Consider the following 23,000-nt stretch of genomic DNA (forward strand, 5'->3'; position numbering starts at 1 on the left):
ATACAGGCTCTCTGCCAGGGCATCTCGCTCACATGGATAAGGCCGGGCAACTACCACATCGCCCGGCCCCTCCAGACACCGCAAAACTAGGTGCCGCTTCAACAGCGTCCAATGTACATCCCGGCGATTCGGGAGGTCAAGCCTCGTTTTGTGCACTTTTGTGGACATAACTTCTGACGAGGCATTTATGGACTGGACAGCATCTGATTTTGCACCGGGCGAGTTCGCTCGCCCACGCGGGCGAGAGCCCGCACAAACCGGGAAAATGACTTGGAAAAAACTGGCCGCGCTGATCAAGGCGGGTTACGGCCAGGGACATTTCCAGCGCTACAAGCCGTGGCTAAGAGTGACAAAGCGGGACTACTCGCCCAACAGCAATATTGGGCATCTCCCCAACGCCGCCCTCGGCCGAGCGCATCATTACCGAGCACGTACAGAACGCGGGACGATGCTGGTCATCAGATGGCTTGGCGCCGCCGACGTTCGTGATGCATTTCCCATCTGGCCATGGCCACACCGACACCCGGGCTTTGGACTTCCCGGCTTTGAACACTCCATGGAGCTGCCGGGGCTGTTAAGCATCGCCGAAGCAGCGGAAATTCCGCATGGGTATTACCCAGGCACTGCCATCCCGTACGTCGCCACCCTGGATAGCCTGGCGACATACAAGAATTCGATGGGCTCGTACCGGCTGATCGCCGTTGAAAACAAGCCCGAATCCATCGCCACCGCGCCAGACCCACTTTCACGGCCCAAGGAACGCCTCGAGTTGACCAGGCGCTACTGCGTCCAAGCGGACATACCGCGCCTCCTCCTTCATGCCGAGAAAATACCATCCGAATTGATCGTCAATCTCGATCTGCTTGCACCTCAATTGACGCCCCCCCAGCAAACAGCTTTGCTAGGGTCGAAAATCTATCGACATGTCTCGGAGCTTTTGCAAGCAAAAGGCTACTCCACTGCGCCCATTGAGTTAACAGCCTCCCTGAAGGCTCGATTTGGGTACCACCCCAACATGCTGCAGGCCGCCATGCATCTGGCCATCTGGCGTCAGGACGTTGATCATGACCTGACGCTCCCCTTCAGGCCTTGGCAGCCGCTCACATCGGGCGGACGAGCGTTCAAGCAGCAACTGCAATCACAATGGTTCGAGGCGTAACCATGACACCATGCCTCAAGCCAATGGATGTGCTGGATAACTGCCCCGGCGTCGCCATCCTCGCGGGCCCCACCAGAGTGCTCGGTTTCAACGTGAAAACTGATGTCCTGTGGCTGATTAACCTTCCGAGACGGTTGCCGAAAAGCGAAAAGGCCTCGGCAAAACGCGGCTACTTGGCTGGCCCCTACCAACGCAGCCTCGCAGAGTTCGAAGAGCACATCCAAGATAGCCGCTTATATAGATTGAAGCATATTCCGAACCCGAGGCTCCAACTCGCCGATGCCGACCGGCTGACCGAATGCAAGGACGACATCCAACGAAGAGCAGTATTGGCCGATCATCAACGCCGGGATCATAGGTACGGCATCATCCGGCCCCTGCTTTGCAGACCCGGAACCAATGAGGTTCGAACCCCTCTGGACATTCTTTCCGACAACTCTTTAGCCAAACGGCTTGCGACTCAGGCAAAGAACCGCAAACATGACAGAGCGACGGTCTACAACTGGCTTCACCGCTATTGGGCTGGCGGCTGCCAAAAGAATACGTTACTTAGCAACTTTGACAATTGCGGCAACCCCGGCCAACCCAAACCACAAACAGCCAAGCTGGGCAGGTCAACTCGACTCTACAAGAAGAACCCATCCACCACGCGTGGATACAGTCTCACAGACGATGACAAGCAGAAGTTAGGTTGGGGTTACCTCCTGATCAAGCACGACGTCCCCATGCATGACGCCTACTTGACTACGTGCTCTGTCCATTGGGCGGAGCACCAGGTTGACAACCTTGGCCAAGTGCGAGCGGTTCTGTTCCCGCCCACCGAGCGCCCAACATTCGGTCAGTTCGTCCGATGGGGCAAATTGTTGAACAACATCACCGTCACGGACATGCTTTTGGGCCCCACAAAAGCGCGTCAACGTTCAGACGCACGTGGTGGGTCTGAGCAAGACCTGGTCGTTGCCGTCGGCCAGCTCGCTGGATTTGATGGCACCTCAACGGATGTGTATTTGACGTCGCATCGGTCCAGACTCAAGAAATTGCCACCAATGACCCGGCTCATACTCAAAGAGGTGAGGGTGGGCCTGATCTACGGATGGCATTGCAGCTGGGAGCCCCCATCGCCAAAGACCGCAATGCTGGCAATTTTGCATGGCGCGATGCCATCCAAGGTCGCGTGGGCAAAACGTTTCGGGATTGAGCTGGAAGAGAACGTGATTCCAGGTATGTTGTGCAGGAATCATCTTGCCGACAACGGCGAGTTGAAAGGGGCGGAACCCACGGAAGCAGAGACACAATTCGGGTACGGCATTGACATACCATCCACAAAGCGCGGCGACAGAAAGGGCGGCGTCGAGTCGCAGCATCACGCAGACCATGCCCATCTAGACCGAAAGCTCCCGGGAACTACCCGCGGAAAACGCTCGGAGCGTGGCGATGTGCTGCCGGTGACGCAAGGGCTCTGGAATTACTACGAATATATGCGCGCGTTCATCGAGCGCGTCGTTTGGCACAACTCCAAACAGGAAGTTCCAGACCTCGCCCCGGACGACATGCTGCTGGCGGATCCCCCGATCAGCCCAACCCGCGTAAACATTTACCGCTGGCTGACAGATCGGGGTATGAACGTTTCACTTCCCTATGACTATGAGGCACTGCGCGCCTTTACCCTGCCCGATGTCGATGCCGTCATTCGCAAGAATGGCATCTACTTGGAAGTAAAGATTCACGGACGCAAGGTACTGCTGCCCAGGCTGAGGTATACCAGCGAAGCGCTGGTGAAATTAGGCCTGATGTCGCAGGTGAAGCGGACCGGCTCACCGCAGCACACGCGCTTGAAGATGGATATTACGGACCTCTCACAGGCATGGCTGCCCACCAAGTCAGGTTTGATCCAGGTTTTCAGTTCAGCCAGGGACAAGACCATTCACAGCCGGCTCACGCTGAATCAATACGTGGACTTCGTGGAAGAAAAAATCCTCGAAAAAGACGCTCGCAAGGGTGAAGTTGAGCAAGGACTCACCGATACCATTTTGCGCCGCGCCGCCGTAACTGATACGGCCAAGGCCGAACTGAAAACGGAGATAAAACGCCACGGAAAACGCGTCAGTATCGCCAGCTTGAAATCGAACCTCCGCCAGAATCGTGACGAGGAAATGAAGTACCTGCGTGAGCAACAAAGGGAGCAGGAACGGGATTCCAAGCCTGCTTGCGACCAGATCTCCCTAACACCTCAAACCGATGCGGTCGACGACACCCTCTCTGCCGCTGAACTCCTGATGGAAGAGTTGCACGGACGGGAGATGACTCAGTGAGCAGCGCAGCGCAACTCCGCCCGGAACTCCTGCTGGGCCCCAATCCATTCTTGGAGGCCCTGCCGCCGCCCATTACTTTCTCAGATCTACCGAAGACGCTGCAGCGTTCGGCATTTTCCGATCTGCCCGTCTGGGATCTGCTACCGGCACAGCGGGAATTCCTCGTTGAGACGGTCGACAACCAATTTGTCGCGACAAGTTGCGTGCTTGAACCAGCCAGCGGTGTTCAAATCTTGCTGCGGCGCGCCCTCACGATGCGAAATCCATTAATGGCAGAGGAGCAGATACGCACTAATCGAATCGGACTCGCTGACAGCAAGAAAACAATCAGGAGCCTGGCGGGAATGGACGGAGCAGGCATGCTGCTATCTGGCATGACAGGAACGGGCAAGTCGGCCCTGCTCAAACGCATCCTGGCACTCATTGCCCCCGAGCAGGTCCTGGATTTCGGCAGTTCCAAGGCCTGCGGGTGGTTCAGGCTGAAGCAATGCGTCTACCTCTATGTTGATCATCCGTCCAATGGCACCCGAGGCGCCCTACTGAAGCGCATCCTTCTCCAACTCGATGCTTCCGTAGGGACCGACTATTTCGAGCAGCACAAGCGCACGACCAACCTGGACGCGCTTCTGGTCGTGGCGTGCAAACTTCTGGTACTGCACCGTGTCGCCATGCTAGTCATAGATGAGAAGCAGCAACGCAGTTTCAACGACAGTCCCTGGGCTTTGGAGTTCGTTCTGTTTTACCTGACGCTGATGAATCTCGGTGTCTCGGTCGTCTTGGCGGGAAATCCCTTGGCATTTGACCATCTGCGCTTGCTCAGTCAAGTGATGCGACGCTTTTCAACCGGCGGCATTCATGAGCTTTCCCCCGCCACTGGGTCTGACCGGTGGTGGACACGTGACTTTTCAATCAACGCGCGCAAGGCCAACCTCGTGGAACATTGGGAAATCGACGAGATCGTGCGCTCGGAACTGGAACTCCGGCACAGCGGCGGGCTGCCAGGCCTCTACATGGCTCTGCACAAGGAAGTCATGCGCCAGGCGTTACGGCGCGGGGGTAATGCGGCCACCGTATCCGAGAAAGACTTTTCGGCGGCAATTGCATCGCCGCGCTATGTCGAAGCCAAGCGCATCGCGTTGTCAATCGCTGAAACCCAGGCCAGGAACGACATGGACTATGAAGACATACCGCCCTTGCATAAGAAGGGCCTCGTTAGCGAGCCGAAGCACGAGAAGCCTCAAGTCGTTTCAGAAGTTGCGATGGCATACGTTACCCGTCTGCTGACCAAGTACAAGGCAGCCCAAACCAGGGCACTGAATAGAGATCTGGAACGGCTGAAGCTCCTGAACTCATTGGGCCCTGAGGATGCACGCATGTTTGGCATCGGCGATGAATTGCTGGCATCGATGGAGAAAATAAAACCGCCCATCGAAGGCCTGCCAGGTAAGCGGCCCTCGCGAAAAGGCAAGGGCTAGAAAGATGCCCAATCAAAGTCTTCCGGTACTCCCCCATCTCGTCGACGATGAAACACTCTACAGCTGGTGCGCGACCGTGCATGCGGTGGACACTGGCTTGAGTGCAGCACAGACCGGAGTTCAGCTCCTGGGATCACCACATGCCGCAAGGCAGCATGATCTGCCGGCATCTCTGACTCGGCTCCCTCTTCTTAGGGGGAGATCACCGATGGAGGGCATCGACCTGCTACGCAGGCACACCATTGCCAATTTTTACTGGCCATTCACAAGTGTGGTGGCTAGGCAATCCGTGGTTGGTGCGCTCAGGGGAGGCGCTACCAATCATTGGCGCCGGACCTTGTGCTCGTCTTCGCGAACACAGCCGATTGAGCATCCTCTCAAATGGTGCCCAGAGTGCGTCGTGACTGACCAAGGCCACATCGGTCGAGCGTACTGGCATGTCCAGCATCAATTCCCAACCACCACGGTCTGTCCCCTGCATCAAAACGCTCTTCACCAAATCCCGGGTCACCAAAAAGTTTGGCTTCTTCCGTCAAAATCAGCGCTCCAGCTTGCCAAAACTGACTCCTTACCCTCAAGGTCAACACGGATCCTTGAACGTGTCGGCGGCGCGTTGACCAGGATCGACGCCATCGATATCGCATTCTTGCGCAAATCTGCCCTGCGGCGCCTGCGTGAAGCCGGCGTTATCTTTTCTACGAATGGTGTCAGCCACGAACGGATCGAACGCTGGTTTTCCCAAACACCCACCGCGGCGTGGTGCGAAGCGACCGGCAATGGCCTTGAAAATTTCAGGGACGGGAAGTGGATATCAAGCATGCTGTGGCGTCGACACCTCGGCAATGCTGTCCGGTGGGTCGTTCTTTGGAGCGCATTGAACTGGGAATCTCCGGAAGTCGCGGTGGCGAGCTTCACGGACGCCTGCAGGGGCCATGGGCACGATTTTGGCGGACAGCTTACGCTGTTTGGAATGGATGTGGAAATGCCAACTCGTGCGCCCGAGCACGTCTGGGAGGCGTTTTCAGAATGCAGCAGCTATGCCGATGCGATGTTGAAGTTGCAGTGCAGCCGGGGCGATGTTGTTCGATGGTTGGAACTTGACCCGGAACTGCGCCTTCACTGGAGACGGCGGTTGCAATCCGAGAAAAAAGCGCATTGTCTCACCACTATTCGTACGGCTTTGACCACGAATCCGAACTTGACCCGCAGAACACTTGAGGAGCAGTTTTCCGCAGATGTGCGCTGGTTGCGCCAACATGCGTTCCGTGAGCTGGATGGGTTACTGAGGGCCATCCCGGCTCGCGACGGAAAGCAAAGCGAGCTACTTCACCGAAACCCACCCCCTGATTGCGACGACGCCCATGCCACAAACGAATAATCCAGATCTCTTCGCGACAAGTCCTGCACACGGCATGAGCGAACGCCCCAACCCGTATGACAGCTGGTCAGAAAGGCTGATCGCAGGCGAACTTCTGTCGCAAGTGTCTGCCTACAAGTACCGAACACTGTGGAATGCGTGGTGTGACTGGTTACGGCTGCGCGCTCTGGACTGGTACGCCGTCGATGGCCCACTGATCGAGGAATTCCTTCAAGGCGCCGCACCGGGCCAGGGCGTAGGGCGGCGCAAGGCCATCAACGCAGAACGTATGTCCAGCTACACCCGCCAGCGCTACTGGCGACTTTTGCGGGGGGTCTACGCCGCGGCCGCTAGAGAAGGCACTGTCCCATACAACCCGGTGTTGGACATAGCGGAAGAAGCTCGCCCCTCCATTTCCAACGGGGATCGACGGTCGCAGGTGCTGGATCCTCATGTTTTTGCGAAGCTTCGTGACCCACGGATTATGGAAGCGCTCATTCCGGCAAAAACTGCGGCCGACTGGTGGCACCCCCGCGATCGGGCAATTTTGGCGGTACTTGTGGACACCGGCATCACCGCCTCGGAGCTGCTGGCATTGCGGGGAATCCATGTCGTCCGTGCGGAACAACAATTTTCGATGGCGCATGAAGTTCCAGCCTCATTGGCGATCAAAGTCATGGAATCATCCGACGGCGTGGAGCGGACCTTAATAATCTCCCCTACCGCCACGCCGGCGCTAGTTGAATGGTTACACCTGCGCCATCTCCTATTGGTGGAGCATGCTGCACACAAGGGAGCAATGGTCCAACGAAACGAGTTCATCAAAGAAATTGACAGTCAGGGCCCCTTGTTTGTGGCTCGACGTGCTCGAGCCAAAGCGTCGGAACTTCCCCCCATGGGAGCCCCCGCCTTGTATTACTGCGTAAGCCAGGCTCTTAAAAAGCTTCGCCAGAAAACCACTGTTGGCTCCGGCACACTTGATATAAACATACCTCATCTGGCCAAGGGACCTGCCATTATTCGCAATACGGTGATTCACCACTGGCTCAATACGTTAGGACCAGAGGAAACAGTCATCCGCGCCGGACTAAAAAAAGTTGAGTCGTTGCGATTCCCATCTTGAACGTAACGTCTGGCCAGATTGCCCACACGCTTACCATCAAGTCGGTTGAACAGCAGGCCCTGCAGGGCTTGCATCGCATCCGCTCGCTTTGGATGGGCACGCGCACGTCCCGCATCAACGACCTGCGCGGGTTCTGCCGTGAGTTTGGCATTGCCATTCCAACAGGGGCCCGCACCGGCATCGAAGTCATCAGCCGGGCGCTGGCTGATCCGGCCACGGCAGGAAGAACGGATCAAACTTGGAGCGGCGAGCGGCGGACATTTATACCGACGCCCTCGGGAAGAGTCGCAAGCGTGCGTGCCATCTCCGGTTCTCCTGTCATGGAAAGTGACAGGATGCCAAAAAATTGACGGTAAGTGACGTGTATTTCGCTTAGGCAGGGCTTTTTGCTTTTCTATTTGCCGCCTGTTTGGCGGCTGTCCCCGCCCGCTATTGCGCATCGCCGGACGACTCGGAAAGGCCCTCATGAAGCTCTTCAAGAATTTCTAAGAAAAGCTCGGCGCGGTGGGTGAAAGGGTGCGCAGGGTTCGTGACGGCGCAAATAGGATGGATGAAAGCCGGGCTGTCGGCCTGAAGCCGCAACGGGTAACGCTTGGCCAGCAGATTCCCGAAATGGGTGGGCAACAGGCCCTGGTAATGGCCCGTGGCGATCAACACGCCGATCGCCTCGAGCCCTCCGGCGGCGGGGCCTCGCTCGTAGCCCCATTTCTCGATCGCCCGTTGCACGTAGGGATGCATCCGGTACACCAGCGGCAGGCCTTTGCCCTCCTGTTCCGCGACCAGTGTGGAGACGTAAACGCGGTGCGTCTCCTTGAAAAGCGGCAGATACCTGAACTCGCCGTCCTCCACGTACTTGCCCCTGATGGCGATGTCCACACGGTTTTCACGCAAGGCCTGATTGAGCTCGGTGAAGGTCATGACGGAAATTTCCGGTTTGACGTTAGGTGCCCGTTGCCGCAAGCGCGCCAATGCCTGTGGAAACTTGAAATCCGCATGCGAGGTGGCGTGCTCGCCGATGCCGATGGACAGGCAACCTGACAACACCCCATGCACCGCATCAATTTCAGGGCGTATGCGTTCCAGCGAGCGCAGCGCGCTGGATGCCAGCTTCACGGCCACCTCTCCCTCCGGCGTCAACCTGAATCCTGCGGGCCCGCGCTCGCAAAGCTGTACACCGAGACGCTCTTCCACCTCTCTCACGTGGCGGCTGATGGATGCCTTTGACATGAGCAATTGCTTCTCGGCTGCGGCAAAGCCCCCTGCCTGCGCCACGCTGCAAAACACGCGCAGAGAGCGCAGGTCCTTTTCGTCAAAGTCGAGCTTGATCATGAGTTCAGGTCGTGAAAGGTATTGAATTCTAAGACTACACCTTCAAAAAAGTCATTTTTTGATTTGTTTCACGGTCATTACAGTGCATTGCAAGTCCAAAAAATTCTCTGAATTTCATCAAACAGTCTTACTCACCACGCTCAACTCATGGAATCCCTCACAGTCCCTCCCCGCACCGGCCACAAGACATTGCTGTACTCCGAACTGGTGACGCAGCTTGAAGGCCTTCAATCGGACATCGCCATCCTGGGCATGCCCTTCGGCTCCGCCTACAGCCCTCGCGGCTTCACCAATGACCAGACGAACGCGCCGCAGGCCATACGCGACGTCACCGACCGCATCGTTCGCGCGCCCGAACATTACGACTTCGATATTGACGGCCCGCTGCTGCAAGGCAGGACCGACATACGTTTTGTGGATTGCGGCGACGTGCTGCCCGACCTGAAGATCCCGGGAGACCACTACCGCAAAGCGGAACTGGCGGTGCGCCACATCCTCAAGGGCGGCGGACTGCCGATTGTCCTCGGAGGCGACCACGGCATCACCAATCCCGTTTTGCGCGCGTTTGACGAAGTGGGCCCCATCACGCTCGTCCACGTCGACGCGCACCTCGACTGGCGCAACGAAGTCAACGGCGTGCGGGACGGCCTGTCGAGCCCGATCCGGCGCGCCTCGGAACTGCCCTTCGTCAAACACATCGTGCAAATCGGCCTGCGCGCCCAAGGCAGCGGACGTCCGGCAGATTACCAGGCGGCCCGTGACTACGGCGCCGTCCTGATCTCCGCGTATGAACTGCATGACATCGGCATCAAGGCCGTCCTGGATCGCATTCCATCCCGCGGCAATTACTACCTCACCATCGACGCCGACGGCCTGGACCCGACCATCATGCCCGCGGTCGATGGGCCCGCACCGGGCGGCGTCAACTTCGTGCAGGCGCGAGCCCTCATTCATGGACTTGTCAAAAAAGGACGTGTGGTGGGAATGGACATTGTAGAAATCCAGCCTGCCAAGGACACCGCCGCCAAGTTGACTTGCGTGACCGCGGGACGATTGATCGTCAACCTCATCGGCAGCACCATCAAGGCCGGCTACTTCGACAAATAGCACTCAGTCAGTTGCTGATAAAAACCCCCACCCCTTTTCCCTTCACCTATTTCCCCCACCCTCAAGAGCTCATTCATGGCGCACACACGCATTCGGAAATTCAATACCAAAGACACCTACCCTGAACAGTCCATCAGCAACGATTTATGCCAGGCTGTTGTGGCACGCGGGACCACTGTTTTCCTGCGCGGCCAGATCGGCCAGAACCTCGACACGTCCGAGAGTGTCTGCATCGGTAACGTAGCCGGTCAGACAGAACAGGCCATGAAAAACATCGACATGCTTCTGAAGGAAGCCGGCGGAAAGCTGGAGCACATCTGCAAGCTCACTGTGTACATCTGCGACCCGCGCTACCGCGAAGATGTTTATCGCGTGATTGGCAAATGGCTTGCCGGCGTCTATCCGGTGTCCACCGGAATCGTGGTGTCGGCCTTTGCTCGTCCTGAATATCTTGTTGAAGTGGATGCCACAGCGGTAATCCCTGATTGAAAAAACCAACTGCTTCATCGATATTGATGCTGCAGCTTTGAACAAGCAAATCAATGTTCAATGAGTGATGAATCTCCAACGAAAAAAACTTTGATTTGGCATGCGTCTTGCACGACAAGTTAGGTTCCAGGTAAGTGATGCAATGAAGAATATTTCCGTGCATTGCTTGCCTGGTTCCACGAAGCCTATGCCAAAGTTATTTTTATCGCGGAGCTGGATATGCGTGCTGAATTCAAAGGCGCACTAAAAAAAGGCAATTCGAACTCTTCAGATCGGTTGGCTGAGGCAATCATGATCCCCCACTTGGAAAGAACCATTCACATGAAACGCAGATCCACATTACTCGCCTGCATGGGCATATTAAGCACCTTGCTGGCCTTGCCGGCGATTGCAGCCGACGATGCGCTGAGCAAAATCCTATCGCGAAAAGCCATTCGCGTTGCAGTTCCGATGGACTATCCCCCTTATGGTTTTGTCGGCACCGATATGGCGCCAAAAGGGTACGACATCGAAATGGCCAACATCATCGCGACGAAACTGGGCGTAAAGCTGGAGATCATTCCCGTGACCGGCCCCAATCGCATTGCCTATCTGCAAACACAAAAAGCCGACCTCACGATTTCTTCGTTGGGAAAAACGCCAGAACGTGAGAAGGTCATCGATTACAGCGTCGCCTATGCGCCATTTTTTGATGCGATCTTCGGCAGCAAGGAAGTTCAGGCCAAGACCTTTGCCGAGCTGACGGGGAAACTCATTTCAGTGACCCGCGGGTCCATGCAGGACGAAGAGCTGCAGCGTCTTGCGCCGACCGCGGTCGTGAAGCGATTCGAGGACAACAACAGCACACTGGCCGCTTTTCTGTCGGGGCAAACACAGATGTTTGCAACGGGGACGGCCGTCGCTGCCGCCATCAAGCAGAAAAATCCAGCATTGAGCCTTGAGTTGAAAGTCATTTTGGCGAATGCCCCCTGCTATGTGGGCGTTCCCAAAGGAGAAGCCCAGCTGCTGGCAAAGGTCAACCAGATTATTCTGGACGCCAAAAAAGTAGGTACGCTGGACGAGATTTCCCAAAGATGGCTGGGCGCGCCCGCAGGCAATCTTCCGGAGTAACACCGCTTCTCCAGGCACGCGTGCTTGCCTTCTTCCCATCATGCATCCTTCGGATGCGATGGGCACACCGCTGGTTGATCCAGATACCACCCGGTCAGGGAAGGGGCAGGCATGGCTGAGAAAGAATTTTTATGACTACGACGCATCCATCTGTGACCCAAGGGCTGGCCCGGTGGGCGTCAGATTTGCAAAGCACCGGCATCCCCGCGGCCATCCGGGCGCGTGCGAAAACCAGCCTGATCGACACCATAGGCGTGTCCATCGCGGGGTCCCAAACGCGCGTCGGCCGGATCGCCAGAGCGGTAGGCCTTCAAGCCGGCTCGCACGGCTGGTCAACGCTATTTAGTTCTGCCGCGCATGTGTCGGAGCAAACGGCCGCGTTCGTCAATAGCGTCTCTGCCCATGCACTTGATTTCGACGACAACTGCTACGCGGGCGTTGTTCATGGGTCCGCGGTGATCGTCCCAGCTGCGCTGGCGATGGGCCAAAAGGTAAACGCTACCGGAGGGGAGCTGATCACGGCTTTCGTGGCCGGGTCGGAGTGTGAATACGCCATAGGGGCGGCATCAAGGAATGTCCTCTATGAGCAAGGGTGGTGGACCACAGGTGTTCTGGGCCCCATCGGGTCCTGTGTGGCCGCATCGCATTTGCTGAAACTTGACCCGGAAAAAATCACGTCGGCTCTGGGCCTGGCGATCACAGGCGCCGGCGGAACCAAGGCCTGTTTCGGTACGGACGGCAAGGCACTGATGGCAGGCCGGGCCGCTGAAGCAGGTGTTGTATGCGCGCTGCTGGCGGCGCAGGGGGCACGGGGACCAGTGGATGCCATTGAATCCACCAACGGATTCGTCAAGCTGTTCAATGAAGGCGTTTTTGACCCTGCCGCGATTGACAGATTGGGCTCTCACTGGTTTTCGCAGGAACCTGGTGTGGATATCAAGCGGATTCCGGTATGCCTTTCATCCCATGCCGCGGTCGATGCAGTCATGCACCTTGTCGCCACGCATCGCATCCGGCTCGATGAAATTGAAAGTATTGTGTGTGACGTGCCACCCATGGTTTCCCGGAACCTTGTTTACACCCATCCGGAGACCGTCCAGGAAAGCCAGTTCAGCATGCAGTATGCAATGGCCGTCTCTTTGAAGTTCGGGACTCTCACGCTGGAGCACCTTGACCAGAAGCTGCTGAAGAACAATGAGCTGGCCTCGCTCATGGCACGGGTTCACATGCGCACAGGGCCTCTCTGGGATGACGCGAAGCTGCGGCAATCCGCGCCGGAAGGCGCGGAGGTCCAGCTGCGTTTGAGCAGTGGGAAAGTCTTCCAGCTCTTCAGGGCCACTGCGCGAGGCTCGGTTGGCTCTCCATTAAGCAGCCAGGAAATCGGCGACAAATTTATCGCCTGCGCGGCGCCAGCCATAGGCAACGGCCCCGCCGAAACCCTACTTTCGCGCCTGCGCACGCTGGATGGCGACGTTTTCGTGCGGGACCTGTTTGAAAGTGAAACGCCGACATGACAGAAACCCACATGCCTTTGCCGGCCCATGGGGCGACGCCGCCATGGGCTTTCATTTTTTACGCACTGGATAGCCATGTCGGTACTTGACTTTTCCACGGTGATGCAAGCATGGCCATTGTTCCTGAGTGGCTTGTGGCTGACTTGTGTGCTGACCGCGGTCAGCTGCGTAGCAGGCACCCTGCTGGGCGCCGCCTGCGCCTGGGGACGGATTCAAGGACCCGCGTGGATGAAGGCCGGGCTGGCCTGCTATGTCGAGCTGTTCCGAAACACGCCCTTCATCATCCAGATATTCTTTATTTTTTTCGGCGTCGCGTCCGTCGGCTTGAAGATGAGCGCCATACCGGCAAGCCTTATTGCCCTGGTACTCAACCTTGGCGCCTACGCCTGCGAGATTGTCCGCGCCGGGATAGAAGCCACGCCCAAGGGCCAAATTGAGGCGGCCCAGTCGCTGGCCCTAAGCCGCTGGCAAACGTTCACCCGCATCCTGATCGCACCTGCACTGGCCCGCGTGTGGCCTGCACTGGTCAGCCAGTTGGTCATCATCATGCTCGCCTCTTCGGTATGCAGCCAGATATCCGCAGAGGAGGTGTCCTACGCCGCGAATTTCGTGGCAGGCAAAACCTTCCGCAGCTTTGAGGCTTTCATGGTCGTCACCGCCTGCTATCTCGTGCTGGCTATTTTCCTGAGGAAACTGCTTTTATGGATAGGCCCGCGCTTTGTCTTTGGACGAATGAAATTCTGAAAGAAGATCGATGAGCAGCTTTACCACCTGGGACGTCATCCGCAATCTGTTGCTGTCGGTGCCGTGGACGCTTTTTCTGTCGGCCATCGCTTTTCTGGGCGGCTCCGTGCTGGGGCTTATCCTGCTGGTCCTTCGCATCATGAAGCCGAACTCCGTCGGCCGTGTCATCACCTGGTACGTGCAGCTGTTTCAGGGAACACCCTTGCTCATGCAGCTGTTCCTGACTTACTTTGGCCTCGCGTTGTTCGGCCTCAACCCCTCTCCCTTGCTGGCCGCGACCTTGTGCCTTTCTTTGTATGCCGGCGCCTTCCTGACCGAAACCTGGCACGGCTGCGTGATATCCATCCCCAAGGGGCAATGGGAAGCGTCGAGCAGCCTCGCGCTGAACCTGCGAGAACAACTGCAATACGTGATCTTTCCGCAAGCCGTCAGGGTCTCGGTCCCGCCCACCGTTGGCTTGGGGGTACAGATCATCAAGAACACCTCTTTGGCCTCGGTGATCGGTTTTGTCGAGTTGACCAGAACCGGGCAAATCATCACCAACGTGACCTACGACCCCTTCTTTGTCTACGGCGTCGTCGCGTTGCTGTACTTCGCGATCTGCTTCCCATGCTCCATGTGGGGCCGTGCGCTCGAATGCAAATTCACCTTCAAACACTGAGGAATGCCCATGAAAGACGACCAGCCAAACTGTTTGGTGGAAATCAAGAAACTGCACAAAAGCTACGGCCAGGTCGAAGTGCTCAAAGGAATCGACCTTTGCATCAAACGAAAGGAGGTGGTGTGCATCATCGGCAAAAGCGGCTCGGGGAAAAGCACCTTGCTGCGATGCGTGAACGGACTCGAAGTTTTTCAAGAGGGTGAACTGCTTGTCGGTGGGCAGCCCGTCAAAAGCCACGACGCCCAGGCCATGCGCACACTGCGGCAAAAGGTCGGCATGGTATTTCAAAGCTTTAATCTATTTCCGGCTATGAGCGCCGGAAGCAACGTCATGCTTGCGCCCAAGCTGGTGAAGCGCCTTCCGCACGCAGAAACCAGGACGCTCGCGAAAAAATTGCTCAAGCGCGTGGGGCTGGAAGACAAATTCGACAGCTACCCCAACGAGCTGTCAGGCGGCCAGCAGCAACGCGTGGCCATCGCGCGCGCGCTGGCGATGAACCCCGAAGTCATTCTTTGCGATGAAATAACGTCGGCCCTCGACCCGGAACTTGTGGGAGAGGTTTTACAGGTGATCGAAGGCCTGGCCAAAGAGGGGGTCACGCTCATGATCGTGACCCACGAAATGAACTTCGCCAGAAAAGTCTGCGACCGCATCATCTTCATGCACCAGGGCCTGGTGCATGAGATGGGGACGCCGGAATCAATTTTCACCAATCCGCAAACGCCGGAACTGCGAAGCTTTTTATCCATGAACCATGGCTGATCTCATGCCAACAAAAGTTCAGTAAAAGCGCATGCGGTGCGCCTGCAGCCGCCAGAGATATCTTCCCGCGCCGCCTCTTTAACAGGTGTTGACTACGTGCATGAGCTCGCCTCCGGGCTTGAGGGGCCTGAAGTGCTTGTCACGGCGCTGGTGCATGGCAACGAGTATCCGGTGCGATGGCGCTTGACGCTTTCCTCCACAGCGGCGTCCGCCCGCGAAAAGGTCGCATCACCGCCGCGTTTTGCAATGTGGCGGCTTTTACGCGCTTCGACGAGGCCCGTCCGGACGACTCCCGGTTTGTCGACGAAGATTTCAACCGAGTGTGGGCTCTTGGCCGGCTGAACGGCCCGGGCCGAAGCGCTGAACTGGACCGGGCAAGAGCGCTGCGGCCTTTTGTCGAGCGCGCCACATTTCTGCTGGACCTCCATTCCATGCACGAGCCGTGCGAGCCGCTGCTGGTCACCGGTTTATTGCAGCGAAACATCGATTTCGCTCAATCGCTGGGACTGGGCGCGCAGGTGATTGTGGATGCGGGCCACGACGACGGCGTGCGCATGCGTGATTTCAACCGGCTGGCGGAGCCTGCGCGATCGGAGATTTCGCTGCTGCTTGAAGCCGGGCAGCACTGGGACCCGTCCTCCCTTCAGACAGCCCGTAATACACCGATGCGATTTCTGGTCGCGTCCGGCGTTATTGAGGGCGGCGAAGTCATCCCGCATGCAGGGGCGCTCATCGCCACGGATGCCGCCGAGCCCGTCCTCGCACCTTACGATGATTGCGTGTTGATCATGCCCTCCGTCAAGCAACTGCGGCCAGGCGTGACGACGGTGCGCTTGGGGCGAAGAGCTTGAATCCAGGACCCTAGCGCCAATACTCGTCACTTAATGATTCGAATTGCCTGACTGATAATCACCGGCTGCTGGGGCGTTGAGTGACTTCGGCGAAGTGGCCAGTTGCTCATTTTTCGTTTGACGCCACGCGGATTGCGCCGGCCGCGGCGGCAGGCGACGTGCTCCTGTGAATGGCTGCCAGGAAACGCTTTCCTTCTTGTCACCAAGCTCCAAGCTCATGTACAGGTCGGCTTGGATCACGGTATCCTGGCCTTGTAGGACGGTAGAAATTTCAGCTCTCCTTTAACGAAGTTTGAAATCCACTTTTCTAGGAGCTTGGGCTGTAGAAACTAGGGTTGATACGCACAACCGGGGATGAGATTGTGCGTTGGGATGGTCATGAGCTCCAGTTACATCGCCTACCTGCCTGATCAGCAGCATCTGCGGCCCTGTGCGTTGCAAGAATGGCTGCCCCAAGGACACCTTGCGTACTTCATCAACGACACGGTGGACAGCCTGAATTTGAGCGCGTTTCATGCGCGCTACGCAGGCGGCGGCTCGCGCAACCAGCCGTGCCACCCGGCAATGATGGTCAAAGTGCTGGTGTATGCGTATGCCACTGGAACGTTCAGTTCCCGCAAGATAGCCAGGAAGCTGCATGAAGACGTGGCCTTTCGGGTGCTGGCAGCGGAGAATTTTCCGGCACACCGCACCATCCGGGAGTTCCGCGCGGTGCATCTGGCCGAGTTCACGGAGCTGTTCACCCAGCTCGTTCGCCTGGAGCGCGAGATGGGGCTGGTCAAACTGGGCACCATTGCGGTGGACAGCACCAAGATCAAGGCCAACGCCAGGCTCCTAGCTCAACCCCTCTTGATTGAGTAGTCCCGCATAGCATCTTTCTGGCAAGCTCTTTCGATCGGCAATTCGGTGCCGTTTAGTGCCAGCTGCCAATCGGGATTCTTGCTCGACCGTCAACAGAAGACTGACTGCCGACATAGGGCTATCCGAAATGCTCGCTCCATACCCGACATTGACATCAGCAGCTTGATTCCATGATGCACCCGTCCGGGAATCCCTGCCAGTCGCTGATCTCCGTGATTGTCAGTTGCTCGCGAGGTAGTTGCGTACCTGCTTGAGTTCGGGGCGGGAATTGGAGCTGCCGCTGAGCAGCACGACGCGGGCGTAGAAATACCTGGCCTTCTCGCGGTTGCCGGTCTGCGCGGCAGCGAGCCCCGCGCCGTACAGGCTACGTAGCCGGTTGGGGTCGCGCACCTGCGAACGTTCGTATTCCGCCAGCGCCTCGGCCGGCTGGCCGTTTTGCACCAGCATGTCTGCGAGCAGTTCACGTGCGGGAATAAGGCGCCCGGGCGATACCGTGCTTTTTTCGCTCGAGTCCTCCATGTCGGCGGCGGCACGCATCTGCGCCAGCGCGGCGTCGCGATTACCCCGGGCATAGGCAATCCAGGCCAGCGCCGCCTGATGCTGCACGGTTACCTCGGTCGCCCAGTACGCGTTCCCGGCGCCCTTGAGCGCTTCGGCGATGTCACCCAGCTCCTTGGCGCCTTGTTCCGCCAGGGCCAGGTCACCGCTGCGCGCCGCACCCAGCGACTTTGCAAACCAGGTGATGGCCTCGGTGAACGCGAAACGGCTCTTGCGCGGCTCCAGCAGCGCGGCGTCCTTCCACATGCCGCGCTCGACGGCGTAGCGTGCCGGCATTGCCGCCAAGGCGTAGTTGGTGGCCGTCAGTGCGGGATTGAGGTCAGTCACGCTTCGGGCTTCATCGATGGCGAGAGCCGCGTCCCGGTCACGCGCCAACTGCAGGTAGGCGTAGGTCATGTAATCCAGCGCATGCAACCAATCGTTGGATGACTTGTCGGCCTTGGCAGTGTCGGCGGAGCGGCGGTTGGAAGCGATCGAATCCTGCCAAGCCCCGACACGCGTGAAAATGTGCGAGGGCATGTGCAGCGCATGAGGCGCGGAGGGCGCGATTTCGGCATAGCGGCGCGCCGCGGTCAGCCCCTTTGCCGCGATTGGCGGAAAGTCGTAGCTGTGGATGAGATAGTGCGCCACGCCCGGATGGTTGGGGTGTTTGGCGAACTGCGGCTCCAGAATAGCAGCGGCCTTCAGCGTCCCCGAAAAAGTTTTGTCGGTTGGCGCCTGTGTCGCAGCGAGGTAGATGGCGGAGAAAATCTGCGCTTCGTCGTCCTGCGGGTAGCGCTTCGCCAGGTCCTCAAATGCGTTGGAGAGGGACTTCAAGCGGGCTCCAGGCGGCCGGTCGCCGAAGTTTTGCCAGTATTGCGCCACCGCCTCGATGTACATGCGTTCGCGCTCGGTCTTGGCTCCGGTGGCGCGGCCGCGATCAATCGCCTCCTGCGCCTTTTTAGCCTCTTCGGGCGTGGCGTTGCCACCGAAGGTGTTGCCTATCAAGATGGCGGCGATGCCCCAATTTGCAATCGCGCATTCGGGATCCTGCGCCAGCACATCGCGAAATGCCTTTTCGCCTTCTGAGAACCAGAACGAATGTAACAGCGCGACCGCGCGCGCGAATTTCGGCTGCACGGCAGGCTGGCACGATGTCGGGAACGACACCTCGCCCAGTTGCTCTGGCGGCTTGCCATGCGCATGCGATTCGCCCCAGGCAGTGGTTGCCGTTGCGAGGGAAAGCGAGAGAATTGTGGAGCTGCAGATGGATGGATGCCTCATGATTTTCTCCTCCGATAGGGCAGCAAAGAATCCATGCGCGTGCATCGGGCTGGGCCGCCGGGGATTGCGTCGTCGAGGCACGTGGCGTTCCTTGGCGGAGCATGTGCCGCGAACGCCGGCGGGGCAAACATGCTTGACTCAAATCCAGAACTGCTGATGTCAAATGGTTTTGCTTGCGAATTCATTTGAACGACTGGTTCGATGGCCATGAAATTCGACCGTCAGTGTGCAAGTCTGATGAGCTTAGGCCCATGAGTCAACTACCACCGCCATCTTCAGGACTCGCACCGACCTCCCGCCTGGCTGGAAGCCCTTCTCCAGGACTATGCAGTACCCGTCGGCCAAGGTGCCGGCCGTGCTGGCGTTGGAGCCGCAGGTCATCAGCTGGGCCGAAGACTTTGCGAAGATGGAGAACGCGCTCTTCCTGGGCCGCGGCCTGCACTACCCGATGGCGCTCGAAGGCGCGCTCAAGCTGAAAGAGATCAACTACATCCACGCCGAGGCTTACCCGCTGTACGCGATACTCTCGCGCATGTCACGATTCCTTCCCCTTGCCTTGTCTCTCGCGGCCTGCCTTGCGGTGCCGGCCTGGGCTGCAACGCAATGCCGAGAGCAATTCGCTGCGGGCGTTGCCCCCACTGTCACAAACCTCAAGCTGCAGCCGCGCACGCAGGAGATTTGCTTCGAATCCTATGCCGTACTGCACTCTGGCGTCAGCCGCACCCCCCTCTATTCGGCCGAGCACCTGACGCGGGCCAATGTGGAGGCGGCCAAGACACTCTCGCGCCGTGACTCATTCCACGCTGAAACCTCGCTGCCGGCACGGGACCGGGCTGAACTCAGCGACTATGCGCGCTCGGGCTACGACCGCGGCCACATGTCGCCGAACGGTGATATGCCCAACCGCTCGGCGCAGGCCGAAAGTTTCAGCCTGGCCAACATGGTTCCCCAGGTGCATGCCAACAATGCCGGTATTTGGGCCGGTATCGAGGGGGCGACCCGGCAGATGGCCATCAACGAGGGCGAGGTCTATGTGGTGTCGGGTCCGGCCTTCATTGGGAGTGACATCCAGCGTATCGGCAATGTCCTGGTGCCAACCCACCTCTGGAAGGTGCTCTACAGCCCGAAGCAACAGCGCGCAGGCGCGTATGTGATCACCAACGATGACACCCGCGCCTATTCATCGGTCACGGTCTCCGATCTGGAGAAAATGATCGGTATCAAGCTGTTGCCAGGGTTGCCCCAGAAGGTCCGTGACAGTGGCATGGAGCTGCCAAAGCCGGCCTCCCAGCGTGGCGGCAAGAAGCGCAAGGGCCAAACAGAAGACGAATTCATGCTGCGGGACTTCGGGCGTAGCATCATCGACGCCATCAGTCGCTCCAGCCAACATTGAGGAAACCATCCATGACCCAGGAATTCAAGCCTTACGCCAACGAAGCCGATGTGCTGCGCATCGGTGACTTGGAGATTGAAAACCGGATTGACCGCGTGTCACTCACGGGCGACGTGGTGCTTACCAAGGACAAGGCCGGCCTGACGCTGGCCAAAGAGCTGCAATCGCTCATCGGGGGCATCGTCAAGGCGCTTGAGGCGGAAAAGCAGCTGCCGGAGACAGTGGCGCTAAAGAAGACCGACACGGTCAAAAATCCATTTGCATAAAGTGCAGGCTGCCTGACACCCCAATCGACGAAGCGTCATCTGGCTAAACGGCGAGGTTGGCGCTCCTGCTATTGGGTTGGCCGCGACCAAAACCTAGTAGTATTCGCCGATGCCAAATATTGCCAACGTCCTGAGAGAAGAGATCATTCGACTTGCGCGCAAGGAATTACGCGGTGAAAGCGCCGCGCTAAAGAAGGCCTCCGCGCAAAATCGCTCGGATATCGCCGGATTGAAGCGACAGGTTCGAGACCTCGAGCGGCAAGTGGTTCGTCTGAGAAAAGGCGCGGCGGCACAACGACCTTCGCCGCCTGAAGAGCCGACGCCTTTGAAGGCGAGGTTTGGCGCCAAGGGTTTTGCAGCACAGCGGCGTCGCCTGGGTCTATCCGCATCCGAGCTAGGCTTTTTGCTCAACTGCTCTGGCCAGTCGGTTTACAAATGGGAACAAGGCAAGGCTCGCCCCCGTGCAAGCCAAATGCCTGCAATCGCAGCGCTTCGACAGCTCAGCAAATCTCAAGCGGCCAAGGTGCTTGAGGCTCGCTGAGCCCCTAATCAATCAACGCTAGCTGAACTCAGCTTAGCGTGGCTAGCGTGTCGGCTTTTTACGCCTGTTTCCCCGACGCGCTGTCTCGGTGGGCGCGTCTCGGCCAACTCCGGTCATCAGATCGTGTGCATCAAGGGGCAGGTCAAGACTGAAGGCGGCTGTAGAGCATTCCGAATTGGTCGCTCCATACCCGACATTGACATCAGCAACTTGACTGTCAGCAATGTGGCGTCGATTTCGAGGATTGCTGCACCCGCACCCGGCCAACAGCGGACGGTGCCGCACCACTGACGCCATCTCTCGACGATTCTGATCGTCGATGCCGGCCCTGCTTTAAGGACGAGAGGGAGGGCGACCATCACCGGACGGCGCTGCTTCAGCCACCGGCCGGGCCTGTTTTCATCAAGCGCCTAGACGAGTTCGACGAGGCCGTGATCGTCGCAGTGATCGCCGTGAGGATGGTGGAGATGTCCGTTCACGAGATAGTCAATGTGGTCGCCGTGCGGTACGGCTTCGTGCCCGCACCCAGGTCCGTGAACGTGTCCCGGCTCATGACCGCCGCAGTCCGACGTGCATTGGTCAGGATTCTTTGCGCTGACCTCGATCTTATGCTCATCCACATGATCGCTATGTGGATGGTGTAGGTGACCGTCATGCAGGTAATCGACGTGATCATTGTGCTTGATAGCGGTATGACCACAGTTTGCGCCGTGCTGATGGTTGTGATGGGCATGGTGAGTTTCGTTGCAGGGGCTCATGCGGATACTCCTCGTTTCAAGCGATGGTGTCGGCGGGGAAGCCTTGCACATGTGAAGCCAGCGATTAAGGACGGCTCGATGGCCACATCCGTGTGTAAATTATAGGTCGCGATAGGCCGCCGCGCTACACGTTCAGTTGCACCCGGCGCCTGTCGCGCGACGAGGGTGAGCAGCGATCGAGGAGCCTGCACTCACACCGATCTGCTTCATCTTGCACTGCGGCGGGCTGTCGAGCACCTTCGCCCCTGGGAAGGTCCCCTGTGGGTCGTCAAGAGATGCTATGGATGCCTCCCTCCTCAAGGGGAGGAGAGTTTGAGCGCTGAGATGAAACAGCCGGTGACACCGACGATCGGCAGCAACGCTGCATAACGGAAGTCGGGTTCAGGCTGCAAGCGGCTGTAGAGATTTCCAATTTGGTAGCTCCATAGCGGTCGCAGACTTTGACTCAGTGGGTGTCGACAATGTGGCGACGATTTCATCTAACGGAGCACCGGCACCCGGCCAGGAACGGACGTTCAAACCTAGGGCAGAATTTGGGCAAGCGGTCATAGTATTGGTGCGCGGCTGCAAACTCAATTCTTTTCCGATGACATTTTCCCAAAATCCATCGGCAAACGCTTTTTTTTAAAAGCCCTAGTCATGCAAAACTCTTCTTTTCACTGCTCTGCCATCCGTGCCTTTTTTCGCCGGTTCGCAGTCGTCAGCGCGCTGTGCTTAGGCAGCATCGGTCAGGCCTGGGCGCATGCACATCCTGAAACCCAGTCTCCCGTCGCAGGTGCGGTCGTCAGTGCGCCGCAAGAAGTCCGCATCACGTACAACGAAGCGCTCGAACCGGCGTTCAGCAGTCTGATCGTCATCGATGCTCGGGGCAAGCAGGTCAACAGCGCCAAAGCCGAGGTCGACGCCACCACTCACAAGACCATGCGTGTAGCGCTACCAACCCTGCCAGCCGGCGCATATCAAGTGAAATGGGTCGCGGTCGCCGATGATGGTCACCGTACTCGGGGGAGCTATAAATTCACGGTGAAGTGATGGATCTGGTCGCCGGCTGGATGCAAGCGCTATTTGCGGGATTGCTGAATATGGCGCTGGCAGCGGCCGTCGGCGTCGCGGTGCTGCAAGCTGCAGTGTCGTCGACAGCCTCCTCAGTGCGACTCGCCGGCATGGCCCGCCGGGCTTGTGTACTGCTCGGCATCGGACTCGCAGCCTACCTGTGCGCCGGCACCGTTGCTATGACCGAAACCCGTATCACCGGCCTGCCCGCCGCACTCTGGCTGGTACTCACGCAGTCACATTTTGGCGCCATGATCTGGGTCGCGTTGACTGCCTGGATCATGCTGATGGTGGCAACTGTCAGCTCTGCATGG

At 58.2% G+C, this 23,000-nt stretch carries 23 protein-coding genes and 2 pseudogenes; 21 read left to right on the top strand and 4 right to left on the bottom strand.

What is annotated here, in order from left to right; genetic code table 11:
• Positions 1–187: 187 nt before the first annotated feature.
• The 7 genes and pseudogenes from PJE01S_RS25315 (at position 188) to PJE01S_RS26075 (ending at position 7,776) form a co-directional block, all read left to right on the top strand.
• The gene (locus PJE01S_RS25315; protein ID WP_157090409.1) at positions 188–1,159 is read left to right on the top strand and encodes a PDDEXK family nuclease; all 972 of its coding nucleotides are present in this window, start codon (positions 188–190) and stop codon (positions 1,157–1,159) included.
• A gap of 2 nt (positions 1,160–1,161) precedes the next feature.
• On the top strand, positions 1,162–3,471 hold the full coding sequence (locus tag PJE01S_RS20300; protein ID WP_157090410.1) for a TnsB C-terminal domain-containing protein: 2,310 nt from the start codon (positions 1,162–1,164) through the stop codon (positions 3,469–3,471).
• Positions 3,468–4,946, top strand: coding sequence for an AAA family ATPase (locus tag PJE01S_RS20305; RefSeq protein WP_068835479.1), 1,479 nt, complete (start codon positions 3,468–3,470; stop codon positions 4,944–4,946). The genes PJE01S_RS20300 and PJE01S_RS20305 overlap by 4 nt, the downstream gene beginning before the upstream one ends.
• A 4-nt stretch (positions 4,947–4,950) precedes the next feature.
• A pseudogene (locus PJE01S_RS26330) lies at positions 4,951–5,427 on the top strand (TniQ family protein); the annotation flags it as partial.
• 132 nt (positions 5,428–5,559) lie between these two features.
• Positions 5,560–6,324 carry a hypothetical protein gene (locus PJE01S_RS26070; protein WP_068835480.1) on the top strand — a complete coding sequence of 255 codons (765 nt, stop codon included), beginning with the start codon at positions 5,560–5,562 and terminating at the stop codon, positions 6,322–6,324.
• A gap of 34 nt (positions 6,325–6,358) precedes the next feature.
• On the top strand, positions 6,359–7,426 hold the full coding sequence (locus tag PJE01S_RS20315) for a site-specific integrase (protein WP_068835481.1): 1,068 nt from the start codon (positions 6,359–6,361) through the stop codon (positions 7,424–7,426).
• Positions 7,423–7,776, top strand: coding sequence for a hypothetical protein (locus PJE01S_RS26075; RefSeq protein ID WP_245660883.1), 354 nt, complete (start codon positions 7,423–7,425; stop codon positions 7,774–7,776). Before PJE01S_RS20315 ends, PJE01S_RS26075 begins: the two co-directional genes overlap by 4 nt.
• A 79-nt stretch (positions 7,777–7,855) precedes the next feature.
• Here the strand turns inward: PJE01S_RS26075 and PJE01S_RS20320 are convergent, their stop codons facing one another.
• Complete coding sequence (locus PJE01S_RS20320; protein ID WP_068835482.1) at positions 7,856–8,755, bottom strand: LysR family transcriptional regulator; 900 nt, start codon at positions 8,753–8,755, stop codon at positions 7,856–7,858.
• A 147-nt stretch (positions 8,756–8,902) separates the two neighbouring features.
• On the opposite strand from PJE01S_RS20320, the gene PJE01S_RS20325 reads away from it, so the two are divergent.
• The 8 genes from PJE01S_RS20325 to PJE01S_RS20360 all read left to right on the top strand — a co-directional run bounded on the left by PJE01S_RS20325 (position 8,903) and on the right by PJE01S_RS20360 (position 15,993).
• Positions 8,903–9,862 carry an agmatinase gene (locus tag PJE01S_RS20325; RefSeq protein ID WP_068835483.1) on the top strand — a complete coding sequence of 320 codons (960 nt, stop codon included), beginning with the start codon at positions 8,903–8,905 and terminating at the stop codon, positions 9,860–9,862.
• A 75-nt stretch (positions 9,863–9,937) separates the two neighbouring features.
• Positions 9,938–10,351: a RidA family protein gene (locus PJE01S_RS20330; protein ID WP_068835484.1), complete on the top strand. Its 414-nt coding sequence runs from the start codon at positions 9,938–9,940 to the stop codon at positions 10,349–10,351.
• A gap of 321 nt (positions 10,352–10,672) precedes the next feature.
• Complete coding sequence (locus PJE01S_RS20335) at positions 10,673–11,461, top strand: transporter substrate-binding domain-containing protein (RefSeq protein ID WP_068835494.1); 789 nt, start codon at positions 10,673–10,675, stop codon at positions 11,459–11,461.
• Between the two features lie 131 nt (positions 11,462–11,592).
• Positions 11,593–12,975 (top strand): MmgE/PrpD family protein, encoded by a 1,383-nt coding sequence (locus PJE01S_RS20340; protein WP_068835485.1) that lies wholly within the window; start codon positions 11,593–11,595, stop codon positions 12,973–12,975.
• A gap of 75 nt (positions 12,976–13,050) precedes the next feature.
• Positions 13,051–13,719, top strand: a complete 669-nt coding sequence (locus PJE01S_RS20345; RefSeq protein WP_068835486.1) for an amino acid ABC transporter permease — start codon at positions 13,051–13,053, stop codon at positions 13,717–13,719.
• Between the two features lie 10 nt (positions 13,720–13,729).
• Entirely contained in the window at positions 13,730–14,380 is a 651-nt protein-coding gene (locus PJE01S_RS20350; protein ID WP_068835487.1) for an amino acid ABC transporter permease, read from the top strand.
• 9 nt (positions 14,381–14,389) lie between these two features.
• Positions 14,390–15,142 carry an amino acid ABC transporter ATP-binding protein gene (locus PJE01S_RS20355; RefSeq protein ID WP_157090411.1) on the top strand — a complete coding sequence of 251 codons (753 nt, stop codon included), beginning with the start codon at positions 14,390–14,392 and terminating at the stop codon, positions 15,140–15,142.
• A 176-nt stretch (positions 15,143–15,318) separates the two neighbouring features.
• Positions 15,319–15,993: a M14 family metallopeptidase gene (locus tag PJE01S_RS20360; RefSeq protein ID WP_339374683.1), complete on the top strand. Its 675-nt coding sequence runs from the start codon at positions 15,319–15,321 to the stop codon at positions 15,991–15,993.
• A gap of 30 nt (positions 15,994–16,023) precedes the next feature.
• Here PJE01S_RS20360 and PJE01S_RS25325 read toward each other — a convergent pair whose 3' ends face one another.
• Positions 16,024–16,233, bottom strand: a complete 210-nt coding sequence (locus tag PJE01S_RS25325) for a hypothetical protein (RefSeq protein ID WP_157090412.1) — start codon at positions 16,231–16,233, stop codon at positions 16,024–16,026.
• Positions 16,234–16,371: 138 nt separating this feature from the next.
• On the opposite strand from PJE01S_RS25325, the pseudogene PJE01S_RS20365 reads away from it, so the two are divergent.
• A pseudogene (locus tag PJE01S_RS20365) lies at positions 16,372–16,821 on the top strand (transposase); the annotation flags it as partial.
• A gap of 252 nt (positions 16,822–17,073) precedes the next feature.
• Here the strand turns inward: PJE01S_RS20365 and PJE01S_RS20370 are convergent.
• Positions 17,074–18,675 (bottom strand): tetratricopeptide repeat protein, encoded by a 1,602-nt coding sequence (locus PJE01S_RS20370; RefSeq protein WP_068835489.1) that lies wholly within the window; start codon positions 18,673–18,675, stop codon positions 17,074–17,076.
• A 325-nt stretch (positions 18,676–19,000) separates the two neighbouring features.
• On the opposite strand from PJE01S_RS20370, the gene PJE01S_RS20375 reads away from it, so the two are divergent.
• The 3 genes from PJE01S_RS20375 to PJE01S_RS24735 all read left to right on the top strand — a co-directional run bounded on the left by PJE01S_RS20375 (position 19,001) and on the right by PJE01S_RS24735 (position 20,875).
• Positions 19,001–20,068, top strand: coding sequence for a DNA/RNA non-specific endonuclease (locus tag PJE01S_RS20375; protein WP_068835490.1), 1,068 nt, complete (start codon positions 19,001–19,003; stop codon positions 20,066–20,068).
• A gap of 11 nt (positions 20,069–20,079) precedes the next feature.
• Complete coding sequence (locus PJE01S_RS20380) at positions 20,080–20,334, top strand: hypothetical protein (protein ID WP_068835491.1); 255 nt, start codon at positions 20,080–20,082, stop codon at positions 20,332–20,334.
• A gap of 109 nt (positions 20,335–20,443) precedes the next feature.
• Entirely contained in the window at positions 20,444–20,875 is a 432-nt protein-coding gene (locus PJE01S_RS24735; protein ID WP_084389659.1) for a helix-turn-helix domain-containing protein, read from the top strand.
• Positions 20,876–21,285: 410 nt separating this feature from the next.
• Here the strand turns inward: PJE01S_RS24735 and PJE01S_RS24740 are convergent, their stop codons facing one another.
• On the bottom strand, positions 21,286–21,633 hold the full coding sequence (locus PJE01S_RS24740) for a hypothetical protein (protein ID WP_084389660.1): 348 nt from the start codon (positions 21,631–21,633) through the stop codon (positions 21,286–21,288).
• Positions 21,634–22,272: 639 nt separating this feature from the next.
• Between PJE01S_RS24740 and copC the strand changes: the two genes are divergently transcribed.
• Entirely contained in the window at positions 22,273–22,665 is a 393-nt protein-coding gene (gene copC / locus PJE01S_RS20390) for a copper homeostasis periplasmic binding protein CopC (protein ID WP_068835493.1), read from the top strand.
• The coding region (locus tag PJE01S_RS20395) for a hypothetical protein (RefSeq protein WP_218017541.1) at positions 22,665–23,000 on the top strand (336 nt) is incomplete at its 3' end. The genes copC and PJE01S_RS20395, both read left to right, overlap by 1 nt.

This window comes from Polaromonas jejuensis NBRC 106434 (genome assembly GCF_001598235.1).
GTDB lineage: Bacteria > Pseudomonadota > Gammaproteobacteria > Burkholderiales > Burkholderiaceae_C > Polaromonas > Polaromonas jejuensis.

Excerpts from the sequence above, each read along its gene's own strand:
- PJE01S_RS25315 (WP_157090409.1), top strand. The coding sequence starts at position 188 with ATGGACTGGACAGCATCTGATTTTGCACCGGGCGAGTTCGCTCGCCCA.
- PJE01S_RS20300 (WP_157090410.1), top strand. The coding sequence starts at position 1,162 with ATGACACCATGCCTCAAGCCAATGGATGTGCTGGATAACTGCCCCGGC.
- PJE01S_RS20315 (WP_068835481.1), top strand. The coding sequence starts at position 6,359 with ATGAGCGAACGCCCCAACCCGTATGACAGCTGGTCAGAAAGGCTGATC.
- PJE01S_RS20320 (WP_068835482.1), bottom strand. The coding sequence starts at position 8,755 with ATGATCAAGCTCGACTTTGACGAAAAGGACCTGCGCTCTCTGCGCGTG.
- PJE01S_RS20325 (WP_068835483.1), top strand. The coding sequence starts at position 8,903 with ATGGAATCCCTCACAGTCCCTCCCCGCACCGGCCACAAGACATTGCTG.
- PJE01S_RS20330 (WP_068835484.1), top strand. The coding sequence starts at position 9,938 with ATGGCGCACACACGCATTCGGAAATTCAATACCAAAGACACCTACCCT.
- PJE01S_RS20335 (WP_068835494.1), top strand. The coding sequence starts at position 10,673 with ATGAAACGCAGATCCACATTACTCGCCTGCATGGGCATATTAAGCACC.
- PJE01S_RS20340 (WP_068835485.1), top strand. The coding sequence starts at position 11,593 with ATGACTACGACGCATCCATCTGTGACCCAAGGGCTGGCCCGGTGGGCG.
- PJE01S_RS20345 (WP_068835486.1), top strand. The coding sequence starts at position 13,051 with ATGTCGGTACTTGACTTTTCCACGGTGATGCAAGCATGGCCATTGTTC.
- PJE01S_RS20350 (WP_068835487.1), top strand. The coding sequence starts at position 13,730 with ATGAGCAGCTTTACCACCTGGGACGTCATCCGCAATCTGTTGCTGTCG.
- PJE01S_RS20355 (WP_157090411.1), top strand. The coding sequence starts at position 14,390 with ATGAAAGACGACCAGCCAAACTGTTTGGTGGAAATCAAGAAACTGCAC.
- PJE01S_RS20360 (WP_339374683.1), top strand. The coding sequence starts at position 15,319 with ATGGCGCTTGACGCTTTCCTCCACAGCGGCGTCCGCCCGCGAAAAGGT.
- PJE01S_RS20370 (WP_068835489.1), bottom strand. The coding sequence starts at position 18,675 with ATGAGGCATCCATCCATCTGCAGCTCCACAATTCTCTCGCTTTCCCTC.
- PJE01S_RS20375 (WP_068835490.1), top strand. The coding sequence starts at position 19,001 with ATGCAGTACCCGTCGGCCAAGGTGCCGGCCGTGCTGGCGTTGGAGCCG.
- PJE01S_RS20380 (WP_068835491.1), top strand. The coding sequence starts at position 20,080 with ATGACCCAGGAATTCAAGCCTTACGCCAACGAAGCCGATGTGCTGCGC.
- PJE01S_RS24735 (WP_084389659.1), top strand. The coding sequence starts at position 20,444 with ATGCCAAATATTGCCAACGTCCTGAGAGAAGAGATCATTCGACTTGCG.
- PJE01S_RS24740 (WP_084389660.1), bottom strand. The coding sequence starts at position 21,633 with ATGAGCCCCTGCAACGAAACTCACCATGCCCATCACAACCATCAGCAC.
- copC (WP_068835493.1), top strand. The coding sequence starts at position 22,273 with ATGCAAAACTCTTCTTTTCACTGCTCTGCCATCCGTGCCTTTTTTCGC.